This is a genomic window from Flavobacterium sp. RSP49 (assembly GCF_003968735.1).
Taxonomy (GTDB): Bacteria; Bacteroidota; Bacteroidia; order Flavobacteriales; family Flavobacteriaceae; genus Flavobacterium.
In genome coordinates this window covers 1-19,858 of record NZ_RYDN01000039.1, presented here as the reverse complement: position 1 = coordinate 19,858, position 19,858 = coordinate 1, and the positions used below count along the sequence as shown (strand labels likewise).

18 protein-coding genes and 1 other RNA gene are annotated in these 19,858 nt (G+C 33.4%); 11 read left to right on the top strand and 8 right to left on the bottom strand.

From position 1 onward, the window contains the following. Positions 1-166: 166 nt before the first annotated feature. From EKM02_RS13500 to EKM02_RS13490, 3 genes are all read right to left on the bottom strand, one after another. The gene (locus EKM02_RS13500; RefSeq protein WP_126455994.1) at positions 167-601 is read right to left on the bottom strand and encodes a hypothetical protein; all 435 of its coding nucleotides are present in this window, start codon (positions 599-601) and stop codon (positions 167-169) included. A 2-nt stretch (positions 602-603) separates the two neighbouring features. Beyond that, positions 604-1,203, bottom strand: a complete 600-nt coding sequence (locus tag EKM02_RS13495; protein WP_126455992.1) for a hypothetical protein — start codon at positions 1,201-1,203, stop codon at positions 604-606. 121 nt (positions 1,204-1,324) lie between these two features. Continuing rightward, entirely contained in the window at positions 1,325-2,635 is a 1,311-nt protein-coding gene (locus EKM02_RS13490; RefSeq protein WP_234423203.1) for an RHS repeat-associated core domain-containing protein, read from the bottom strand. A gap of 150 nt (positions 2,636-2,785) precedes the next feature. On the opposite strand from EKM02_RS13490, the gene EKM02_RS13485 reads away from it, so the two are divergent. After that, positions 2,786-3,982, top strand: a complete 1,197-nt coding sequence (locus EKM02_RS13485) for a recombinase family protein (protein ID WP_126455988.1) — start codon at positions 2,786-2,788, stop codon at positions 3,980-3,982. Positions 3,983-4,419: 437 nt separating this feature from the next. Here EKM02_RS13485 and EKM02_RS13480 read toward each other — a convergent pair whose 3' ends face one another. Together EKM02_RS13480 and EKM02_RS13475 are read right to left on the bottom strand one after the other, a co-directional pair. Continuing rightward, a complete protein-coding gene (locus EKM02_RS13480; RefSeq protein WP_126455986.1) occupies positions 4,420-5,370 on the bottom strand; it encodes a nucleotidyl transferase AbiEii/AbiGii toxin family protein in 951 nt (316 codons plus the stop codon). Further along, on the bottom strand, positions 5,363-5,947 hold the full coding sequence (locus EKM02_RS13475; RefSeq protein WP_126455984.1) for a DUF6088 family protein: 585 nt from the start codon (positions 5,945-5,947) through the stop codon (positions 5,363-5,365). The genes EKM02_RS13480 and EKM02_RS13475 overlap by 8 nt, the downstream gene beginning before the upstream one ends. A gap of 800 nt (positions 5,948-6,747) precedes the next feature. Here EKM02_RS13475 and EKM02_RS13470 point away from each other — a divergent pair. The 7 genes from EKM02_RS13470 (at position 6,748) to EKM02_RS13440 (ending at position 13,019) form a co-directional block, all read left to right on the top strand. Next, positions 6,748-8,004, top strand: a complete 1,257-nt coding sequence (locus EKM02_RS13470; protein ID WP_126455982.1) for a tyrosine-type recombinase/integrase — start codon at positions 6,748-6,750, stop codon at positions 8,002-8,004. A 60-nt stretch (positions 8,005-8,064) separates the two neighbouring features. Next, positions 8,065-8,847 carry a hypothetical protein gene (locus tag EKM02_RS13465; protein WP_126455980.1) on the top strand — a complete coding sequence of 261 codons (783 nt, stop codon included), beginning with the start codon at positions 8,065-8,067 and terminating at the stop codon, positions 8,845-8,847. A gap of 73 nt (positions 8,848-8,920) precedes the next feature. Further along, positions 8,921-9,205, top strand: coding sequence for a helix-turn-helix domain-containing protein (locus EKM02_RS13460; RefSeq protein WP_126455978.1), 285 nt, complete (start codon positions 8,921-8,923; stop codon positions 9,203-9,205). Positions 9,206-9,209: 4 nt separating this feature from the next. Further along, positions 9,210-10,802, top strand: a complete 1,593-nt coding sequence (locus EKM02_RS13455; RefSeq protein WP_126455976.1) for a phage/plasmid primase, P4 family — start codon at positions 9,210-9,212, stop codon at positions 10,800-10,802. A gap of 112 nt (positions 10,803-10,914) precedes the next feature. After that, on the top strand, positions 10,915-12,012 hold the full coding sequence (locus tag EKM02_RS13450; protein ID WP_126455974.1) for a DUF6371 domain-containing protein: 1,098 nt from the start codon (positions 10,915-10,917) through the stop codon (positions 12,010-12,012). 16 nt (positions 12,013-12,028) lie between these two features. Then, complete coding sequence (locus tag EKM02_RS13445; RefSeq protein ID WP_126455972.1) at positions 12,029-12,328, top strand: hypothetical protein; 300 nt, start codon at positions 12,029-12,031, stop codon at positions 12,326-12,328. 64 nt (positions 12,329-12,392) lie between these two features. Continuing rightward, positions 12,393-13,019: a hypothetical protein gene (locus tag EKM02_RS13440; protein WP_126455970.1), complete on the top strand. Its 627-nt coding sequence runs from the start codon at positions 12,393-12,395 to the stop codon at positions 13,017-13,019. 222 nt (positions 13,020-13,241) lie between these two features. Here the strand turns inward: EKM02_RS13440 and ssrA are convergent. Together ssrA and EKM02_RS13430 are read right to left on the bottom strand one after the other, a co-directional pair. After that, positions 13,242-13,638: a transfer-messenger RNA gene (gene ssrA / locus EKM02_RS13435) on the bottom strand. Between the two features lie 107 nt (positions 13,639-13,745). Continuing rightward, on the bottom strand, positions 13,746-14,945 hold the full coding sequence (locus tag EKM02_RS13430; protein WP_126455968.1) for a serine hydrolase domain-containing protein: 1,200 nt from the start codon (positions 14,943-14,945) through the stop codon (positions 13,746-13,748). Between the two features lie 249 nt (positions 14,946-15,194). On the opposite strand from EKM02_RS13430, the gene EKM02_RS13425 reads away from it, so the two are divergent. Next, positions 15,195-16,397 carry an NAD(P)-dependent oxidoreductase gene (locus tag EKM02_RS13425; RefSeq protein ID WP_126455966.1) on the top strand — a complete coding sequence of 401 codons (1,203 nt, stop codon included), beginning with the start codon at positions 15,195-15,197 and terminating at the stop codon, positions 16,395-16,397. A gap of 168 nt (positions 16,398-16,565) precedes the next feature. Continuing rightward, the gene (locus EKM02_RS13420) at positions 16,566-17,573 is read left to right on the top strand and encodes an LLM class flavin-dependent oxidoreductase (RefSeq protein ID WP_126455964.1); all 1,008 of its coding nucleotides are present in this window, start codon (positions 16,566-16,568) and stop codon (positions 17,571-17,573) included. 339 nt (positions 17,574-17,912) lie between these two features. On the opposite strand, the gene fumC is transcribed toward EKM02_RS13420, so the two are convergent. Next, positions 17,913-19,310 carry a class II fumarate hydratase gene (gene fumC, locus EKM02_RS13415; protein ID WP_126455962.1) on the bottom strand — a complete coding sequence of 466 codons (1,398 nt, stop codon included), beginning with the start codon at positions 19,308-19,310 and terminating at the stop codon, positions 17,913-17,915. Positions 19,311-19,560: 250 nt separating this feature from the next. On the opposite strand from fumC, the gene EKM02_RS13410 reads away from it, so the two are divergent. Next, a complete protein-coding gene (locus tag EKM02_RS13410) occupies positions 19,561-19,725 on the top strand; it encodes a hypothetical protein (RefSeq protein WP_091170588.1) in 165 nt (54 codons plus the stop codon). The last annotated feature ends 133 nt before the right edge of the window (positions 19,726-19,858 follow it).

The following is a 19,858-nucleotide window of genomic DNA, read 5'->3' as shown; positions in this document are numbered from 1 at the left end:
CAAACCCCATACATAAATACATATAAATTTGCCTGCTAATTTTTAAAATATCGCTTGTTTTTTATCATAGAATGCGCCATCGGGGGGGCATTTGCGCAGCCCGTACGATAACGTTACCTATTCATAAGAACACTTGGCGCAGCTGGTTTTTTTTGTAATCTATACTTTATTTTTGTTTATTTTTTGGATTGTAATATGAGTATACTTCTACTAATAATAGCCCTGTTAGAGTAATTGCAATTTGATTATTACTCATTTTTAATAACTTAAAGCATAAAAAAAAGGACATAAAAGGGTATGCAAAAATTAATATATCTACAATTTTTTTATTCTTTAGTGAATCATATTTATCTATTATCATTTTATATTTATCATTTTTTAAAAAATAATAAAGATTAAAACCCAAAATTATTGTTATAATTAAATATATCCCATTAAGTCCAACATTTTCAACTGAAATACCAAAGAATAATAAAATTGTAGCTATGTTTAGAAAAAACAATGCAGATAAAAAAATAATTGTTGCAATTTCAGGGAATAAATCATTTACTTTCGATGTTGATTTATACATACGATAAAAAATATAATTAAAAATATTCATATTTATTTGAATTCTAAAGGACACTTAGGAAAATTACGATACATACCTGAATTAGGTTTTATTGTTGCAGTATGATTAACTGGATAACCGTTCTTTTGAATAAAAGCTTTTTTCCTGCCATTATGCAGCCCTTGTTTATAGGTATCCGTATTTGAAATTACTTTAGCAACAGTTATTGTAATACCAAGTATAGGGTATTGTTTCCCTAGAGCAATAATAACCCCATCAAAAGCTAAAGAATTAGAAGCATCTGTTCTTTCTGCAGAAGATTTAGCCGTAGAAACTTTATAGAATCCCGCACCAATGTCATATAAGTCTAATACATTACTACCATATGCTCCAAATTTAGAAATAGTGCTGAAATCAAAAAAAGTATTTTCCATATTTTTAAAATAATGTCTACCATTTAATTTACTTTCATCTAAAACACTCATGCTTAGTGCAAAAGATTCTTTAGAAAAATCTGAAGCAGGTTTAGATTTTGAACCACCCCTAACTATAACATTATTAAGAGAATAAAAATCAGATGTATTTCCTTGTCCTTTCCAATTACTTCCGTTCCAAGCCCAGCTGCCGTCTGCATCAGTATGCATTTGTCCCACAGCTCTACCTCTTTTTTCTGGATAAGCAAACCCTCCATCAGGGTCTCAAATATTCAATTGTCAAGGTGTTGTTCTAGTATTGAGACTTCTTCTTTTTGTTTGATTTTGTATTGCTTGCTCATCATTGCGGGCACGGTTTACCATTAATTATGATTTCAGGTAATTGTGTAATATCGTTACCAGGCGCACTATAACTACTATTCATATCGCCGCAGGGTATGGAATTTCCATTTACATCGAAACATGTTCCTCCATTAGGGTCAATCATTCTAATAGGATTATTTCCCATTCCCATATATGGAGAATAATTTTGTCCATACGGGTCTGGCGATAGCCACCTCCCAATCCTACCATCCCAAAGCCTCAGCTGAAAAGCCTCCATTCCGGTTTCCCCATCGAGTTCCTGCCCCTGAAAGGCGTAACGATAATTGCTTAACGAATTACGCATTGGCAATTGCTCCCCAAAAGGGTAATAATCAGCATAGGACTGTATCGTTCCTGTTTTGGTTATGACTGCGCGTACATTACCTAAATGATCGGTGATTTCGTAGGTACTGGCATTACTTGCTTTGTTATACACTCCTAAGCGGCTCAGCCCATAAATAGGCAAATCGGTTTGGGCAATAGCACCGCCGCTTGGCATATTGTATACGGCCATAGTATTCCCCGATAAATCTAAGCAATAATAGGTCGTGTTTTGTAATACACCGCTTCCATTAGTTTGATACCCTTCTTTTTTGATACGCTGGCCTCGCTCGTTGTAAAAGAACTTCACGATAGGGGCAGTAGGTCCTAGTCTTACCTCGGTTACTAATCCTTGTGTGTTGTAAAAGTAATATAAATTTTCTGAAGTATTTTGTACTAATTGACCAATAGTATCATAAACGTAATTACCCGCTGGCTGGCTATCAATATCGGTAGTTGATAGGTTACTCACTACAGCATCGGTGACGCTGTTGAGTTGGTTTTTACCGGTGTTAGTGTAATTATAGGTTAAATTGTCTAGAGCAGTACCTGCTTCATTGGAACGTTGCAAGGTTTTGATATTTCCGTTGGCATCATAAGTAAGTCCAGCTTCTTTGTATTTCGTATCTGGACTAATGGCGGTAGTACTAGCGTTAGTGTTTCCAAAGGTGGCCGCAGTAAGCCAGTTGTTGCGGTCATAGTTGTATAAATATCCTTTTTGGTTAATGGTACTTCCGCTCAAGTCCATCATGTTACTTTTGTTAGCCCAACGCGCTGCTTTGATGTTACCATTATAATCGGCTCCTGCTGTAGGTGAAGTGGTAATGTTTCTGTCGGTACGTAGGTAATCTCCATTATAGTAATCAAGAGTAATACCAAAAATATCGTTGGTATCGCCACCAGGATCTTTCGTGGCCGCCAGACTCGGGTGATTGATACTCTTGAGCTGCCCGCCTAGCGTATACACATAATCCAATCCTTGTGCGCCTTGTGCAATATTAACTCTTTTAAGTTCGCCTGTAAGGTAATAGGAATAATCAGCATGGGTGATAAAAGGAGTGCCATAAGTAGCCGTTTCTACCTTAGTTAAAACACTATTATTATCATAAGAATAGCGATGTTCAAAACGCTCAGAAGATTTATCCTTTTGAAAAATTACATTGTTTACATTACGGCTAGAGCAAAAGAAGGACGATATATTGGAATTAAGGCTCCCTTCGGCTATGTTAAATCTGGCGAAGGAAAAGCTAGGATGCTAGTAATTGAAGAGTCTCAGGCCAAGACAATTAAATTTATGTACGATTCTTATCTGCATGATATTCCACTTTATATAATTAAAGAACAAGCGTTTAAACTGGGGTTTAAAGCAAGAGGAAATATTGCCGTTGAGAGGATTTTGACAAATCCTGTTTATGCAGGTATGTTGCAGGTACAGGGTTATAAAGAGTATCCTGGAGGAATCTTTCCCGCAATACATGAGGCAATAATTGATAAGACAACTTGGCAATTGGTGCAAAATAAAATGAAGAAGCCTGAAAAAATCAGGACAATATTGGATGAAAACTTACCACTTCGGGGGATTTTAAAATGTCATTGTGGAAACTTACTGACAGGTGCTCTATCAAGAGGAAAATCTGGAAAGTATTTTAACTACTACAAGTGTAAAACGTCTAAACATAATAATATTAGCGCACTCAAAGCGCACAATCAGCTTGCTGAAATTTTTGAGCTGATGAGTTTACCACAAAATATAATATCTGATATTAAAAAGTCATCTGTTACAAAAATGGAAGAGAATTTAAAATCTAACAAACTTGTAATAAACCAAAAGAAAATTCTACTAGATGAAACTCAAGAAAAAATGTTTTCTGTTGAAGAGAAATGGATTAAAAATGAGATATCTAAAGACACATACGATAGATGGTATACTACTTATAATACCGAAGTCACATCTTGCAAAGATTCTATCATTCGTCTAAGCCAAGTAGATAAGCATGCATTTACAATTTTACAAAAAAACTTGGATTTACTTGTTGATTTAAAATCAATATATAATCGAGCTACTATTACCCAAAAGAGAGAATTTGTAAAGCTGGTGTTCGACAGCAATTTATACTATCAGGATGGTATCTATCGAACACCTACAATGATTGATTTATTATCTCGTAATCACCTGTTAATGAAGGAAAAGGGTTTGCTTTTATACAATAAAAAAAGGGATGATTTTTCAATCATCCCATCCAGTGGAGTGGCTGGGACTACAATCGAACACCTAATTCCTATATTAACTTTTTTTGACAGCTTAAAATTGTAATGTAATCATTTGATTTTAAGTGATTTGATTTTTTTTAATTCAATGATTATTTTTTAGGTTTAAAATATTTACCTAACTGTTTTTAACGTTTTTCAATAATTTAAGTTTTTTAAAGATAAAAAGTTGTGTTTAAAAGAACCGTTAGAGTTCGACTGTCGAACTCTTTTTCACAGTCGAACACTTTAGAGATTAGAGTAATAGAAAAAAGTATATATAAAAATATGAAAAAAAATTAGGTTTTTCTTTTGCGGAGACAAAGAGGGATTTGTATTCCATTTCTAACCGGTTGATATTGTTACGTTTTAATAACTTTTATTATTCTAGGGTCTTGCTTTTGCTCCTCAATTTTGACTCGCAAATTTTAGAATCTACCCATAGCAAATATAATGAAATATTTAGATTTAAAATTATTCAAGAGCATGGCTTAATTTAGAAAACTACAATTTCTCAACCCATTTACCGATTTCAACAAGTAGTTCGTCAAAGTCAGGTTGGCCTTTGTAATACAATTTTGCCGTTTTTTTATAGCGTTCTATAAATCGCTCTCTAAGTTCTAAATTCTTCAATAAAAAAGCTTCATTATCAGCAATGGGTATTTCATAGTCTTTGGGAGGAAAACGAGCTTCTTTGTGTTTCTGATATTCTTTTGTGCCTATGAATGATTTTACTGTATTATCTTGTAACAGACTATAGACATCGTAGTACTGGCGCATCAAATTTTGTCTTTCTATTTTATCTTCCTGCTCCTGCCTAAATTTGGTTGCAATTGTTTGTAATTTTTCGACAAAAGTGTACCCAATGTGATAGCAGGCAATATCTACAGCCCGATTGTCAATTATGTCTACTTTTTGCTGTATTGCTTTTTCGTATGCCCAAGACGATATTGTTAGAGGGTTGTTTGGTGTTACCGTGTCAAATCCAACTTCCAGTAAAATTCCTTCTTTAACTCCTTCAATTGTTTCCATTATACTCTCATAATGTAATCGTATGCCTCCACTGCGGTATTGCTTTAGGTCGTCAAATGTTTCATCTCTTTTTACTGCTATGATTCCGTTTATTTTTATTTCATCTGCCAATCCATCATAAAAATCTTTTCTTTTTTGAATATTCCGGGGCTTATTGTTGTTTGGGTTTTCATTTATTTCCATTTCAGCCGGTGGTTTGATATGGAGGTCGATGTCTTCGGAGAAACGGTGTATGATTCCATACCCTTTAGATAGAGAAGTACCTCCTTTGAGTTCGAATTGAAACCCTTGCTGTTTTAGCCCGAACAACACATGCATAATCCAATAGTCTTTTTCGATAAGTCCAGGTTCGATATTTAATTCTGCTCCTACAATACGGAGCAGATCACGGAAGTTTTTATGGTTGTGTAAGTAATCAGACATATTGTGCTGTTATAACAGATTCCAACAATTTTTTTGCTTTAACGCTGCCGTACTCCTGAAGTGATTTTTTTAGTTTTTTAGCATCCATTGTTTTTGCTTTCAATCTCACTTTTGACACTACTTCTTTTGGGTCTTCAGCTAATTGGTCGAGATTGTTTAACAGGTCTACCAATAAAAATTCTGGGGTGGCTTTTAATGGGAAATGAGGTTTTACCCTAAATGAAAATGTCATACCGCCGAGGTTGAAATCTCCATGACGTTTGTGGTTGTAAACCGTTTTGCTGTTGTATAACTGAGTGGTTCCTACTCCCAGAGAATTATAAGCATTTAAGGAAGTTACCAAAAAACGTTTGTCTTTGAGAAAAGAGCGCACCAATACTTCTTCTTCTGGAGGTGTTTCTCCAAAGACTGTTACTTCGGGATAATAGTATAAGCCTTGTGACAGTTTTTGCAAAGTGCCTTCCTGCACCAACTCATCTAAATGGCGGTCAACGGATTTTGACCATTTGGACAAATCAGCCCTACGGTATACTTTTCCTCGTTTTAAATGTTTTTTTAATTCTTGTAATTTATTCATGTTACAAAGTTAATAAATATTATTTAATTGCATATATTTTTATTGAAAATTCATGCAATATGTTTTACATAACTCTATTTAGTTCTGTCGAATCTAAAATATTTTTTTATCTTTAGGGCTTTTAAATCATTCGATCCATGAATATCAAAGGTCACTGCTATCCACAATCTATTATTCTTCAAGCTGTATATTTCAAACTTTGATTTAAGTTAAGCTATCGTGATGTTGAGGAAATAATGAAAATGAGGGGAGTTCAGGTTGACTATACGACAATTCAGCGTTAAGTGTAGTACTGCAATCACTTCTTGCAAAGATTCTATCATTCGTCTAAGCCAAGTCGATAAGCATGCATTTACAATTTTACAAAAAAACTTGGATTTACTTGTTGATTTAAAATCATTTTATAATCGAGCTACTATTACCCAAAAGAGAGAATTTGTAAAGCTGGTGTTCGACAGCAACTTATACTATCAGGATGGTATCTATCGAACACCTACAATGATTGATTTATTATCTCGTAATCACCTGTTAATGAAGGAAAAGGGTTTGCTTTTATACAACAAAAAAAGGGATGATTTTTCAATCATCCCATCCAGTGGAGTCGCCGAGAGCGCAAATAATACAATCGTTTAAAATCAATTACATTTATATTATTGCAAATATACCAATAGATATAATGATTACAGCGATTTACTAAAAATTGATTTATTTAACTGATTGCTTTAAAATGCAACTAATTGCATTTTATCGTACGATAATCGTACAACTTTTGTATATTTGTTTTACTTAAATATTCAATTATGGCAGCAGTTAATTTTTTATACCGTTCAACTAAAGACAAAGCATATTTGCATTTACGGTTATTGTATCGCTTCAATGAAAAGGATTTTGTTTTTGGAGCAAACACGAAATTTGAAACTACAAAAGACTATTGGAGTAAAGACCATAAAAGAAAGTCAAGGGACATACTTTTGTCTAACGAACAGACCCGAGTTAATACGGAACTTAATAAAATTGAAAATCACGTTTTAAATGCGTTCAATGCGTTTAGTCCTGATACTGTAACAAAAGAATGGTTACAAACTCAAATTGATAACTATTACAACCCACAAAAAGAAGGCGAATCTTTACCAACTGAATTAATAAAATACATTGATTTTTATATTGATTATCGTAAAAACGAAATTAAAGAAACTTCAAAGCAAAAGTTTAATGTTATCAAACAAAAATTAATTCGTTTAGAAACTTTCAGAAAAAAGACAATATTTATAAAAGACATTAACGACAATTTTAAAAAAGAGTTTGTCGATTATAGCAAGTCCCAAAAATATGCTCAAAACACAATGCAAAGAGAATTAGTATTTATTAAGACTTTTTGTAAACACGCCCGATTTTTAGGAATTGAAGCACACCCACAATTAGACAGTTTGCGTTTAGATAGGGCAAAAGTTGAAAAGGTATTTTTAACCTTTGATGAATTAAAAGCTATTGAAAATATAGAAAAAAATAAATTAACCGAAAGTTTAGAAAATGCAAAAGACTGGTTAATTATTAGTTGTTATACAGGGCAAAGAGTATCGGACTTTTTAAGATTTACAAGTGATATGATACGAATTGAAGACGGGCAAAGTTTTATTGAATTTACTCAAAAGAAAACCGATAAAATTATGACCGTTCCTGTACACCCGAAAGTTATTGAAATACTTAACAAAAGAAACGGAATGTTTCCTTATGCTATTTCAGACCAAAAGTATAATGATTATATCAAAAAGGTTTGTGAGATTGCTGAACTTACTCAAATGGTTACTGGCAGTAAATTGATTGAAACAAAACCAAAAAGCGGAATATTTCGCAAAGTATCCAAAGAATACAGAAAATGTGATTTAGTAACGTCGCATATTGGAAGGCGTTCTTTTGCTTCAAATTTTTACGGAACTATTCCAACTTCATTATTGATTAATATTACAGGGCATAGCACAGAAACGATGTTTTTGACTTACATAGGCAAAAGCAATAAAGATTTAGCCAAAGAAACACATAAGTATTTTAAACTATAAAAATAAAAGTTTTATTTTAGGTACATATTTTACACTTTTTACACGAATACTATAAACACAATGATTGAAAATACAACAAAAGAAGTTTTAGTAAGATTAGGTTTTGACCAATCCAAAGCACAGGAATACGCTAACGAGAGCGTAACGACAAAAAGAATAATAAACGACAATCATATATTTATTGATGGGGTTAATAGATTGGTTTATTCTGGCGATGAGGGAGCAAGAAAGTATTATTTTAATCTTGATAATTTGAAGTTTCCAAACAAAGCACCTCAATTGATTGGGGAATATTACGACTTAAAAGAAACGATATTTTTAGAGAAAGACAAAGAATCGTTTTACTCAACTGATATTTTAAAAGGACAATTTTTTGATAACGAAATTAAAGCAGCTAATCGGAATATAAACCGTACTAAAGAAAAATATCCAATGTTAATAAAGGAGGGTAAATTTTCGACAGATACAGAGGAAATGTATTTGAAATGGTTAAACAAAAAACAAGAACAACAAACCAAACCCGTTAATCCTGATGACGTGCTATTGAAAAATGAATATATTAAAATCTTTAAAAATGACATTGGATTTACTTTGTTTGAAAAAATGAAAGGACTTTATAGTGACATCAATACACAGCAGGCAGATTATAGTTTTTTGTTTGATATAATGCAGAAAGACGGTTTTGTTATTTGCAGAGGCGTAAAATTTGTAGATTTTTTAAAGAATTTTGATATTACTATTACTAAAATTGACAGTTCTAAAACTGGAAATAAGCAAAAAGCAAAGCTTTACAAATCAATTAAAGAACCGTTAGAAAAAAAGCACGGTTTAAGCACGATTTAAGCACAAAGCCAAGTCGTTAAAACATTGCTAATCATTGCAATTTTGCCCTATCAATATTAAATGATACGGCATTATGACAACATCAACAATCCTACAAAATGTAAGCACCGACCAATTAACGGAACTACTTACAAACGTCTTCAAAACCCAATTGGAAGACTTCAAAAAAGAGTTTACTACTCAAACCGAAAACGAAAACCTGATGACAAGGGAACAGGTTTTGGAACTACTACAAATAAATGCGAGTACGTTGTGGCACTGGCAAAACAAAGGGCGTGTTACCGTTTATAAATTTGCGAATAAATGTTACTACAAAAGGAGCGAGTTAATGGCTACAATCACACCATTAAATAAATAAGGCGATGGACAGTAATAATACCGACCACCGCCCCGTAAATCTTTCAATTCCACAAAGCAAAGATAGACTAAAAGACCTAATTACTAAAGACGTTAATCAATTAACTGATAGTGTTGAAATAGTTAAAAATTCTAATGATGACATTTTACAGGAACTTATAAAAAGTATCGGAATAATAGATTTTCAATTATTGGCGTTTCCTGATAGTGAAGACGTTCAAAAACAATACAAAGTATTAGAATCAATTCTTTTAAAAAGTGGTGAATTGTCCGAAAGTCAACAAGCTGAATTTGATAAACTGGCAAAAAAGTTAAAGACTTTTAAACTCACAAAAAATCATTATCTAATCCTTTGTATTGAGCAACTTTTAAAAATTGCCACAGTAAATAAATGGGGTTTGTGTAAAAAGAACGGTTTTATTTATTTGTATAATGGTTGTTACTGGAATGAAATAGACAAAGAACGTTTTCAATTCTTTTTGGGTAACGTGGCTTTGCAAATGGGAGTTGAAAAATTCAAAGGTAAAATTCACACGTTTAAAGAAGACCTTTTTAAACAATTCATGGCAGATGCTTATTTGCCAACACCCAAAGGAAAAATGAACTGTATTTTAATCAATTTGCTTAACGGTACTTTCGAGATAACGCCAAATAATAGAGGTTTACGGAACTTTGAGCAAAAAGATTTTATTACCCACCAATTGCCGTTTGAATACGACCAAGAAGCAACCGCCCCGCTATTTCAAAAGTATTTGGATGAGGTTTTGCCCGACAAAGACAAACAAAGAATATTTGCAGAATATTGCGGTTACATTTTTATCAAACCAAGTGTATTAAAACTTGAAAAAATGTTAATCCTTTTCGGAACTGGAGCAAATGGCAAAAGTGTATTTTTTGAGATACTTAACGCCCTTTTGGGAACTGAAAATATAAGCAACTATTCATTACAAAGTCTTACTAATGATAACGGTTATTTTCGTGCCAAAATCGGTAATAAACTGGTAAACTATGCAAGTGAGATAAACGGCAAACTGGAAACCGATATTTTTAAACAAATGGCAAGTGGCGAACCAATAGAAGCACGTTTACCGTATGGTGATCCTTTTATATTGACTGAATATGCAAAACTAATATTCAATTGTAACGAATTGCCTAAAGATGTAGAACACACAAACGCCTATTTCAGACGGTTTTTAATTATTGGCTTTGATGTTACTATTCCTGAAAATAAACAGGACAAACAACTACCAAACAAGATAATTCAAAACGAATTATCGGGAGTATTCAACTGGATTTTGCAAGGTTTGGACAGGATACTGGAGCAAAAGAATTTTAGTAAATGCGATGCTGTGGATAACGCCCGAAGCGATTACGAAAAACAGAGTGATAGCGTTCAGTTATTCATTAGCGAAATGGAATATAAGACCTCAACTACTGACTATGTTTTAATTTCGGAATTGTACCCAAGATATAAAATATTTTGCAATGAGGACGGTTACAGACCCGTAGGAAAGACCAAATTTATACAACGATTGAATCATTATAAAATATTTGTCAATCGTATAAACGTGGGTAATGTGGCTTATTTGACTAATTAACGCAAAAAAAAGATTGTTTTTTGAGGTGCATATTTTACACTTTTTACACTACTGTAAAAATCAAAAGTGCAAAACGTGTAAAATGTGAACCCAAAACAAAACATTTATTTTTATGGAACAATATAAATACACCCTCGATAAAAGCAGTAAAAAACATATTTGCCCCGCTTGTAACAAACGAACTTTTGTTTTGTATGTGGACAATGAAACTGGCAACTATTTAACTGATGATTTTGGAAAATGCGACCGTTCGACAAATTGCAGTTATTACAAAGCACCTCCCAAAGGCAAAAAGGCTTTTCGTATTGCTTTTTTATTATTGAAAAATATTTCAGATAAAGCACACAAATTGACTGATGAAAACGGCATTATTTCGATAGTGCCAAACTCACAAATATTGGAGCAAACAAAAAATGATTGTTGGATTTCGGAATGGTTTTTAAAAAATAGTCTTATTCCATATTTGGTAAACGAAAGTAAATATTTTAATACTGATGAAATTGGTTTTATAAATGTAATTACAGCCAAAGAACCACCGCCCGAGATTGTACCGAGTTTTCACGGTTTAGAATTATTGAATGATATGTATTTTGAAAAACCAAATATTGACAATTTAACCGAGTTTCTGAAAATTCATTTTTCAAAAGATGAGGTTTTTAAAGCAACCCAAGATTATTTGATTACAGGAACAAACCATTTTTGGAACGACTCAACAGCATTTTGGCAAATTGATGACAAAGAAAAAATTCACGCTTGTAAGATTATGCAATATGATAGGCATACGGGCAAAAGAATAAAAAAACCTTACAATCATATTAACTGGCTACATAATGCAATCAAAGAGCCTGATTTTAATCTTTGCCAATGTTTGTTTGGATTACACAGAATTGATGAAGACTATCAAAAAACAATTGCAATTGTCGAAAGTGAAAAGACGGCAATAATAATGAGCCTTTTTATTCCTGATTACATTTGGATAGCCACGGGAAGTAAACAAAATTTAAAGTTTGATTTATTGAAACCAATCAAAAAACGAAATATTGTTTTGTTTCCTGACAAAGGCGAATATAACAACTGGTTAAATAAAGCCACCGAGATAAACACTTTGGGGTTTAAAATTGCAGTTAGTGAATTGATTGAGCAAACCGATTTTGAAAATGGTTTTGATTTAGCAGATTATTATTTGCACGAAAATTTAATAGTAAAATAACATAAAATAACACAAAATGAAAAAATTCAACGGAACGCCAAACTTAAACGGAAGACCAAAAGGAGCGGTTAACAAGACCACAGCAGAAACAAAAGAACTACTTCAAAAAATAGTTAGTAAAGAATTAGAGGGAATAGCTGAACGGCTGGAACAAATGAGCGATAAAGAGCGAATTGATGCGGTTATTAAATTAATGGCTTTTATAATACCTAAGCAAAATCATATCGAAATTGAAACCGAAATAAAACAAAAACCGATAGACCTTAGTTTAATGACTACAGCCGAATTAATAGAAAGAGCTAAAGCAATTGAATAGGCATAAATTAGATGAATAAAAATAATAATTTAAAATTTGAAAAAATGAAGAAACGAACAAAGCCGTGGAAGGAACGCCTAAAAGCAATAAAAATGCAGGCACTCAAAGGAAGACTACAACAAGTATTATTAACAATGAAACAATTAAAAAAATGAAAAAAAGAATTTTATTAAAAGAGAATGAGAATTTAGCCCAATCAATTATCGAACTAGAACAAAACCAAGCTACTAATTGGGGAAAAGTAGATAATTTACTCAATGAATGTGGTTTGAATGTTCAAAATATTACTAGCTGGACAGATATTGACAGTTTACTTTTAAAAGACTTTCAATTTCCAAAGGCTACAATTGAATTTAATTTGGATGCGTTGGGTATTCGTACGCAATATGAGCAAGCTAAAAAGATTTACTATGATAATTTAAGAGGAACTCAATACGCTATCGAAGTAACGGCCGAAAGGATTGAAGAAATTAAAGAAGAACAACGTGTTTATGTTACTAATCAAAACCAAATTGATGTTATTGCATACGCTGAAAAGTTAGTTGAAAGCGTTAATAAACTTAATTCGTTGGGTATTCGTATTGATGTGAATGGTATTTTAGACTGTAGCACTCTTTTTAAGTCCGAAGCACGTGGATCGGTTGCAGTCAATGAAAGGAATTTGTTTTTAGATGTGCAAAAGATAATCTAAAATTTTTAAAATGTGTGTAAAAAAACCTGATGCAATAAAAATGTATCGGGTTTTTTTATGTTTAGTGCAAAAAGTGTAAAATATGAAGCCAAAACAAAACATTTTTTTTTGTTGAAAATGGCAGTATTATAGGGAACTTTTGAATCATAATACAAAAATCGTACAAATTAATAAATAAAAAATCCTTAAACTACTGATTAACAGTGTGTTTAAGGATTTTTAAAGTGGAGTCGCCGAGAATCGAACTCGGGTCCAAACAAGCAACTAAAAAGCTTTCTACGCGTTTATTTTCCGATTGAATTTTCGATACTGTGCTAGGCCAGAAACAGCCACACGATACTTATCTTCTTAATTTTGAAATCCACCCGAAGCTCATGGAAATCTAGGTTTATTTTTACGGTTCTCCTAAACTGAACGCCACAAACCAAGGCTTTCAAGGAGAATCCAGCTTTCCTATCTGATAGGAACGTGGCTTAATCGTACTATAATTCGGATTATGCAGCTAAAGCGTAGTTATTTTCGCCGTGTAAAATGGTAAGATCTTATATTTACGAGCAAGGTCTCAATGCTCGACGTGCTTACTTATCAATTCGACTTGCTGTCAAAACCAGTCGACCCCTTTTTTGTTTCAAATTCCAAACCTGGATTTTGAGTTTGCAAATTTACACTTTTTATTGGAAATACTATTGCAAAACTAATATCACTATTCTAAAAATCATACTTTTTTTATTCGTCTCTTAATTTGAACGGATAGTCGCCAAATAAAACAGCTAGTTTTCGTATATTGTACGTTTTCCGGGTAAATTTATTGGAAAGTGCTATAATAGTAACGCGTTCTTTTCTCAAAGTAATATAGGCTGAAGTATTTCCATGCCACCAGCCGTTGTGGAAATAAAAATTTTGTCCCGTTTCCCAATTAACCATACGAATCCCCAAACCATAATTTTTTGTTCCTTTGCGTTCATTACTGTAGCCTTTATATACCTGACTTTGTAGTTCAGGTGTTAAAAAATCAGAACTATTTCTAGCTCTGTCAAACTTTAATAAATCACGTGGTGTAGAATAGATATTTTTATCTCCATAAACGGCATCCAGGTAATCTTTTCCTATCTCGACTTTGTTTCCTTTGTAGGATGTAACGGCAGTATCTTTATCTCTTTCATAATCAAAAACATACGTATTTTTCATATTAAGTGGCTTGAAAATAATTTGTTTCATAGCCTCTTTATAGGGAAGTTTTGTGATTTTTTCAATTATTAGTGCTAACATGGCATAATTGGTATTGCAGTAACTAAAACGGGTATCGGTTTTGAATTCTAATCCAATGTCTTTTGTAGCCATGATCGTCAGTATGTCTTGATTGGAAAGTATGTTGTGTCGGTCCCATATCGTTTTGTCTCGATCTGTAAAATAGGCGTAATTACGCATGCCGCTTCTGTGATTCAATAATGTTTTTATCGTAATTTCCGGATACGGAAATTCCTTCAGGATTGTATTTACCTTTTGATCCAATTCGATTCTTTTTGCATTTACTAATTTTAAAATAGCCGTTGCAGTAATAACCTTGCTGACAGATGCAATGTGCAGCGGCGTAGATTTAGTAATGACTGTTTTATCTTTGAAATTCGCATACCCTTCATATTTTTCATAAATAATTTGGCCGTTTTTAGCAACCAGAAAACTTCCATTTGCACTATTATGGGGCCAATTTTTTTTGTAAAAAGAATCTATTTCTTTTCTTTTAGAATCAACATATTCCGCGGTAAGTGTGGGCTCTGGGTTTGTTAACGGCTTCATTTTAGGCAATGTACTCTTTGGAAGTTGGGCATCACTTAATTCAACTTTCTTTTTCTCCTTGGCGCAGGAGCTCAAAATCAAAAAGAGGAGGTATATATGTAGTATCTTTGTTTTTTTTATAAAATTCATTTCTGTGGTGCTAGAAAGGCAAATATATAGAATCAATGCCTTTTTGTCTGATGTTTTTTCTAAACCTTAACACTATTTTATCAATAGACAAGGTGTTCATTTTTGTATCATTTTGTACTTCAGTGACTAGGAGTGTACCGCTTACAGAATTTTATTTTAAAATAAATTCAAATTCGCTTAAATCGTTATATTTGTAACAAATAAACATCATTAAGTTATATTAAACTAAATCTAAAGCATTCAAAACGTATGAAATTTGGAATTTTAAAAGAACGAAAAAATCCACCTGACAGAAGAGTTGTTTTTTCACCTGATGAATTAACAAAGCTGAAACAACAGTATCAAGAGTGTATGGTAAAGGTAGAATACTCTGATATTAGAGTTTTTACCGACTCTCAATATGAAAATCAAGGCATCGAATTGACTGATGATATCAGTGATTGTGATGTTTTGTTTGGGGTAAAAGAAGTACCGATAGAAAATTTGATCCCTAACAAATCCTATTTCTTTTTTTCGCATACCATAAAAGAACAGCCCTATAACAGAAAATTATTGCAGGCTGTTTTAGAAAAAAATATCGATTTGTATGATTATGAAACAATTGTAGATGCTAACAATCGCAGGTTAATTGGTTTTGGTCGTTATGCAGGAATAGTAGGGGCATACAACAGTATTCGTGCTTTTGGAATAAAATTCGAATTGTTCAAATTGCCAAAAGCAGAAACACTGTCCGATAAAGAAGCCTTAATAGCACATATAAAACGATTAGTGTTACCGCCTTTAAAATTTGTTATTACAGGAACTGGAAAAGTGGGAAACGGAGCTAAAGAAATTTTGGATGCTATAAAAATAAAGGAAGTTTCGGTAGAGAATTATTTAACTAAAAACTATTCGCAGCCTGTTTATACTCAAATAGATGTCTTAGAATATAACAAAAGAAAAGACGGGCAGGTTTTAGATTTTACTGATTTTTATCACAATCCAAAAGAATATGTTTCTGATTTCGAAAGATTTACAAAAGTGTCTGATATCTATATAACAGGACATTTTCATGCCAATGAAGCTCCTGTGATTTTGACTCGAGAAATGCTTAAAGCCAATGATTGTAGGATCAAAGTAGTGGCTGATGTTTCCTGTGATGTGAATGGGCCAATAGCCTGTACCCTCAGATCATCAACAATTGCTGAACCTCTCTATGGGTATGTGCCAAATGAAGATAAAGAAGTGGATGTGTTTCATCCTGCGGCAATTGTGGTTATGGCAGTTGATAATTTGCCCTGTGAATTGCCTAAAGATGCCAGTGAAGGATTTGGAGAAATGTTCATGGAGTATGTAATTCCTGCATTTTTCAATGGAGATAAAGATGGAATTTTGCAAAGAGCCAAAATAACTGAAAACGGAAAACTGACTCCACGATTTAGTTATTTACAAAATTATGTTGATGGGAAATAATTTTTTTTCTTTTAAATTCAAAACCTACAATACAACGTTGCCGGTTTTTTTATTAAAAGTTTTTAGACATGGTTTTTTTTGGTTTTATAATATTATAAATCAATTAACACCAGACAATTTTTGGCTCGACCGAAAATGATTATTTTTGTATAAAATCAGAAATTTATAATGACTAAAAAGATTCCAATTTCCATATTAGAGTTAGCATTAATTACTCAAGATAGCGATGCGAGCGAAACATTTCAAAAAACAACAGCACTGGCGCAACTGGCAGACAGTTTAGAGTACGACCGTTTTTGGTTAGCCGAACATCATAATATGGCTAATGTAGCCAGTACAGCAACGGTAGTCCTGATTGGTTATATTGCCAGTCAGACTCAGAATATCCGGGTAGGTTCCGGCGGAATAATGTTGCCCAATCATGCTCCGTTAATTATAGCGGAACAGTTTGGAAGCTTAGAAATATTGTTCCCCAACAGGATTGATTTAGGATTAGGAAGAGCGCCGGGAACAGATGGATTAACAGCACAAGCGATTCGGAAAGATTTCTTTGAGCAATCGCAGCGATTTCCTCAAAATGTAGCTGCGTTACAGGAATTTTTCTCGGAAGATAATGCTACGGCTAAAGTACGTGCTTTTCCTGCCGAAGGAACGAATGTTCCCATTTGGATTTTAGGTTCCAGTATGGATAGTGCTGCTTTGGCTGCTGCCAATGGATTACCGTATGCCTTTGCAGGACATTTTGCACCCAAACTAATGCATCAGGCATTTGAGTTTTATCGAGAAAATTTCAAACCTTCCCAATATTTAGAAGCACCCAAAACTATGGCTTGTGTAAACGCCATAGCTGCGGATACGGATGAAGAAGCAGAAAAATTATCAACCAGTTTGACTCAAATGTTTTTGAACTTGATTCGGAATGATAGAAAACAATTACAACCGCCTGTTGATTCGCTAGATGGGATTATGCGTGAAGAAGAACATTTTCATGTGAATCAAATGACTGCTTGTTCGTTTGTAGGTAACAAAAAGAAATTAGAAACAGAATTGAAACAATTTATCGAATATACGCAAATTGATGAATTGATGATTACAAGCCCAATTTTTGATCATGAAGACAAATTGAAAAGCGTTCGAATTATGAAAGAAGTTATGGATACAATTAATAAGAAATAAAAACTATGTAAGTCAAAAGTTTAAAAGTCGTAAAGTCAAAAGAATTAACTTTAAGTAAAAAAACTTTAAATCAGATTGTTATGTAATTTTATCTTGATTTTAAAATACGACATTATACCATGGTTATTACTTATCACCACTTTGTCAAAGCCTAAAGAAACGTATCTGACTTATAGGATAAAAAAATGTATTCAGATAATTAGTCGTGTAATCAAAAATCAATTTTTAAATTTTGCTATCAGAATATAAATCTATAACAAAAACCCCTGCAACATTATATTGCAGGGTTTTTAATTTATAGCTGATTATTAATAATTAAAAATTCAACTTGATAATTAATTATTTAAGGCTTCCCACCATATCTTCGGGTTTAACCCACGCATCAAAATCATCTGGAGTTACGTATCCTAAACGAACTGCTTCTTCTTTAAGAGTTGTTCCGTTTTTATGTGCAGTTTGAGCAATTTCAGCTGATTTGTAATACCCAATTTTAGTATTTAAAGCCGTAACTAACATCAATGAGTTGTCAACTAATTCTTGAATACGTTTGTAGTTAGGTGCAATACCTTGTGCGCAATGTTCGTCAAAAGACATACAGGCATCACCAAGTAATCGCGCTGATTGCAAGAAATTTGCAGCCATCAAAGGTTTGAAAACATTTAGTTCATAGTGACCTTGCATTCCTCCTACAGCGATGGCAACATCATTTCCCATGACTTGTGCGCAAACCATTGTCAATGCTTCACATTGTGTTGGGTTTACTTTTCCTGGCATGATGGAAGATCCCGGCTCATTTTCAGGAATAAGGATTTCTCCAATTCCGGAACGTGGTCCAGAAGCCAGCATACGGACGTCATTGGCAATTTTATTCAATGAAACGGCTAGTTGTTTTAAGGCACCGTGCGTTTCTACAATGGCATCGTGTGCGGCAAGTGCTTCAAATTTATTTTCGGCAGTTACAAATGGATGTCCGGTAAATTCAGCGATGTATTCAGCAACTTTTACATCGTATCCATCAGGAGTATTCAATCCTGTTCCTACGGCTGTTCCTCCTAAAGCTACTTCGGATAAGTGTACCAATGTATTTTTAACCGCTTTCAAACCGTAGTTCAATTGTGCTACATATCCTGAAATTTCCTGACCTAATGTTAGTGGCGTAGCATCCATTAAATGTGTCCGACCTATTTTGACTACTGTATTAAATTCAACTGCTTTGGCATGAAGCGTGTCTCTTAATTTTTCAACTCCGGGAATAGTAACTTCAACTACTGCTTTGTAGGCTGCAATGTGCATTCCGGTAGGGAAGGTGTCATTTGAAGATTGGGATTTATTCACATCATCATTGGCTTTGATGAATTGTTCGCCTTCGCCAATGTTGAATCCTTTGAGAACTTGCGCACGATTGGCTACAACTTCGTTCACGTTCATGTTGCTTTGCGTACCAGAACCTGTTTGCCAAATTACCAATGGGAACTCATCATCTAGTTTTCCGGCTAGAATTTCATCACAAACCGCAGCAATGGCATCTCTTTTTTCGACTGGTAAAACTCCTAAATCACAATTGGCATAAGCCGCTGCTTTTTTAAGATACGCAAAACCTTCAACAATTTCTTTTGGCATCGAAGCCGAAGGACCTATTTTGAAGTTGTTCCTGGAACGTTCTGTTTGTGCACCCCAGTATTTTTCAGCGGGAACCTGAACTTCACCCATGGTGTCTTTTTCTATTCTGAATTTCATTTTGTTGTTATTTAAAAATAATGATGTCGTTTACTGTGTTTTTAGCCCCGATGGCAACGGAAATCCTTTTCTTTTTACTTTCAAAAAGAAAAGATTGGAGTGTACAGCGGGAAACAGCTCCAAATTCTGAGCTCAAAAATACGGATAATTCCTTTTTTATAAAAATTGATTGATAGTTTTTATGGTTTTTTATTGGTACGAAAAGGAAATAAACTTACATTTGTGGCTACATTCAAAAATTCCGGAAAACATGTTTGAATTTTCACAGTATTTAGGCTTTTTACTTTTCTTAACCATTCTTACTATAGGATTTTGGTTAATGTTTTTTCTTGTAGGTTTCGTTCAATATTGGATTGGCGGGGCATTATGGGAAATGTATAAAGAAAGAAAAGCAAAGAAAGAACAATCAGTATAATCTGTTTGTTAAATAAAAAAAGGACTTCTGAAAAGGAGTCCTTTTTTTATGCTTTTACTGTCCCGTCCTGAAATAGCGATACACAAAAAGTATCCTAATGGAAAAACATGAAGAAACACGCTATGTGAAGCGG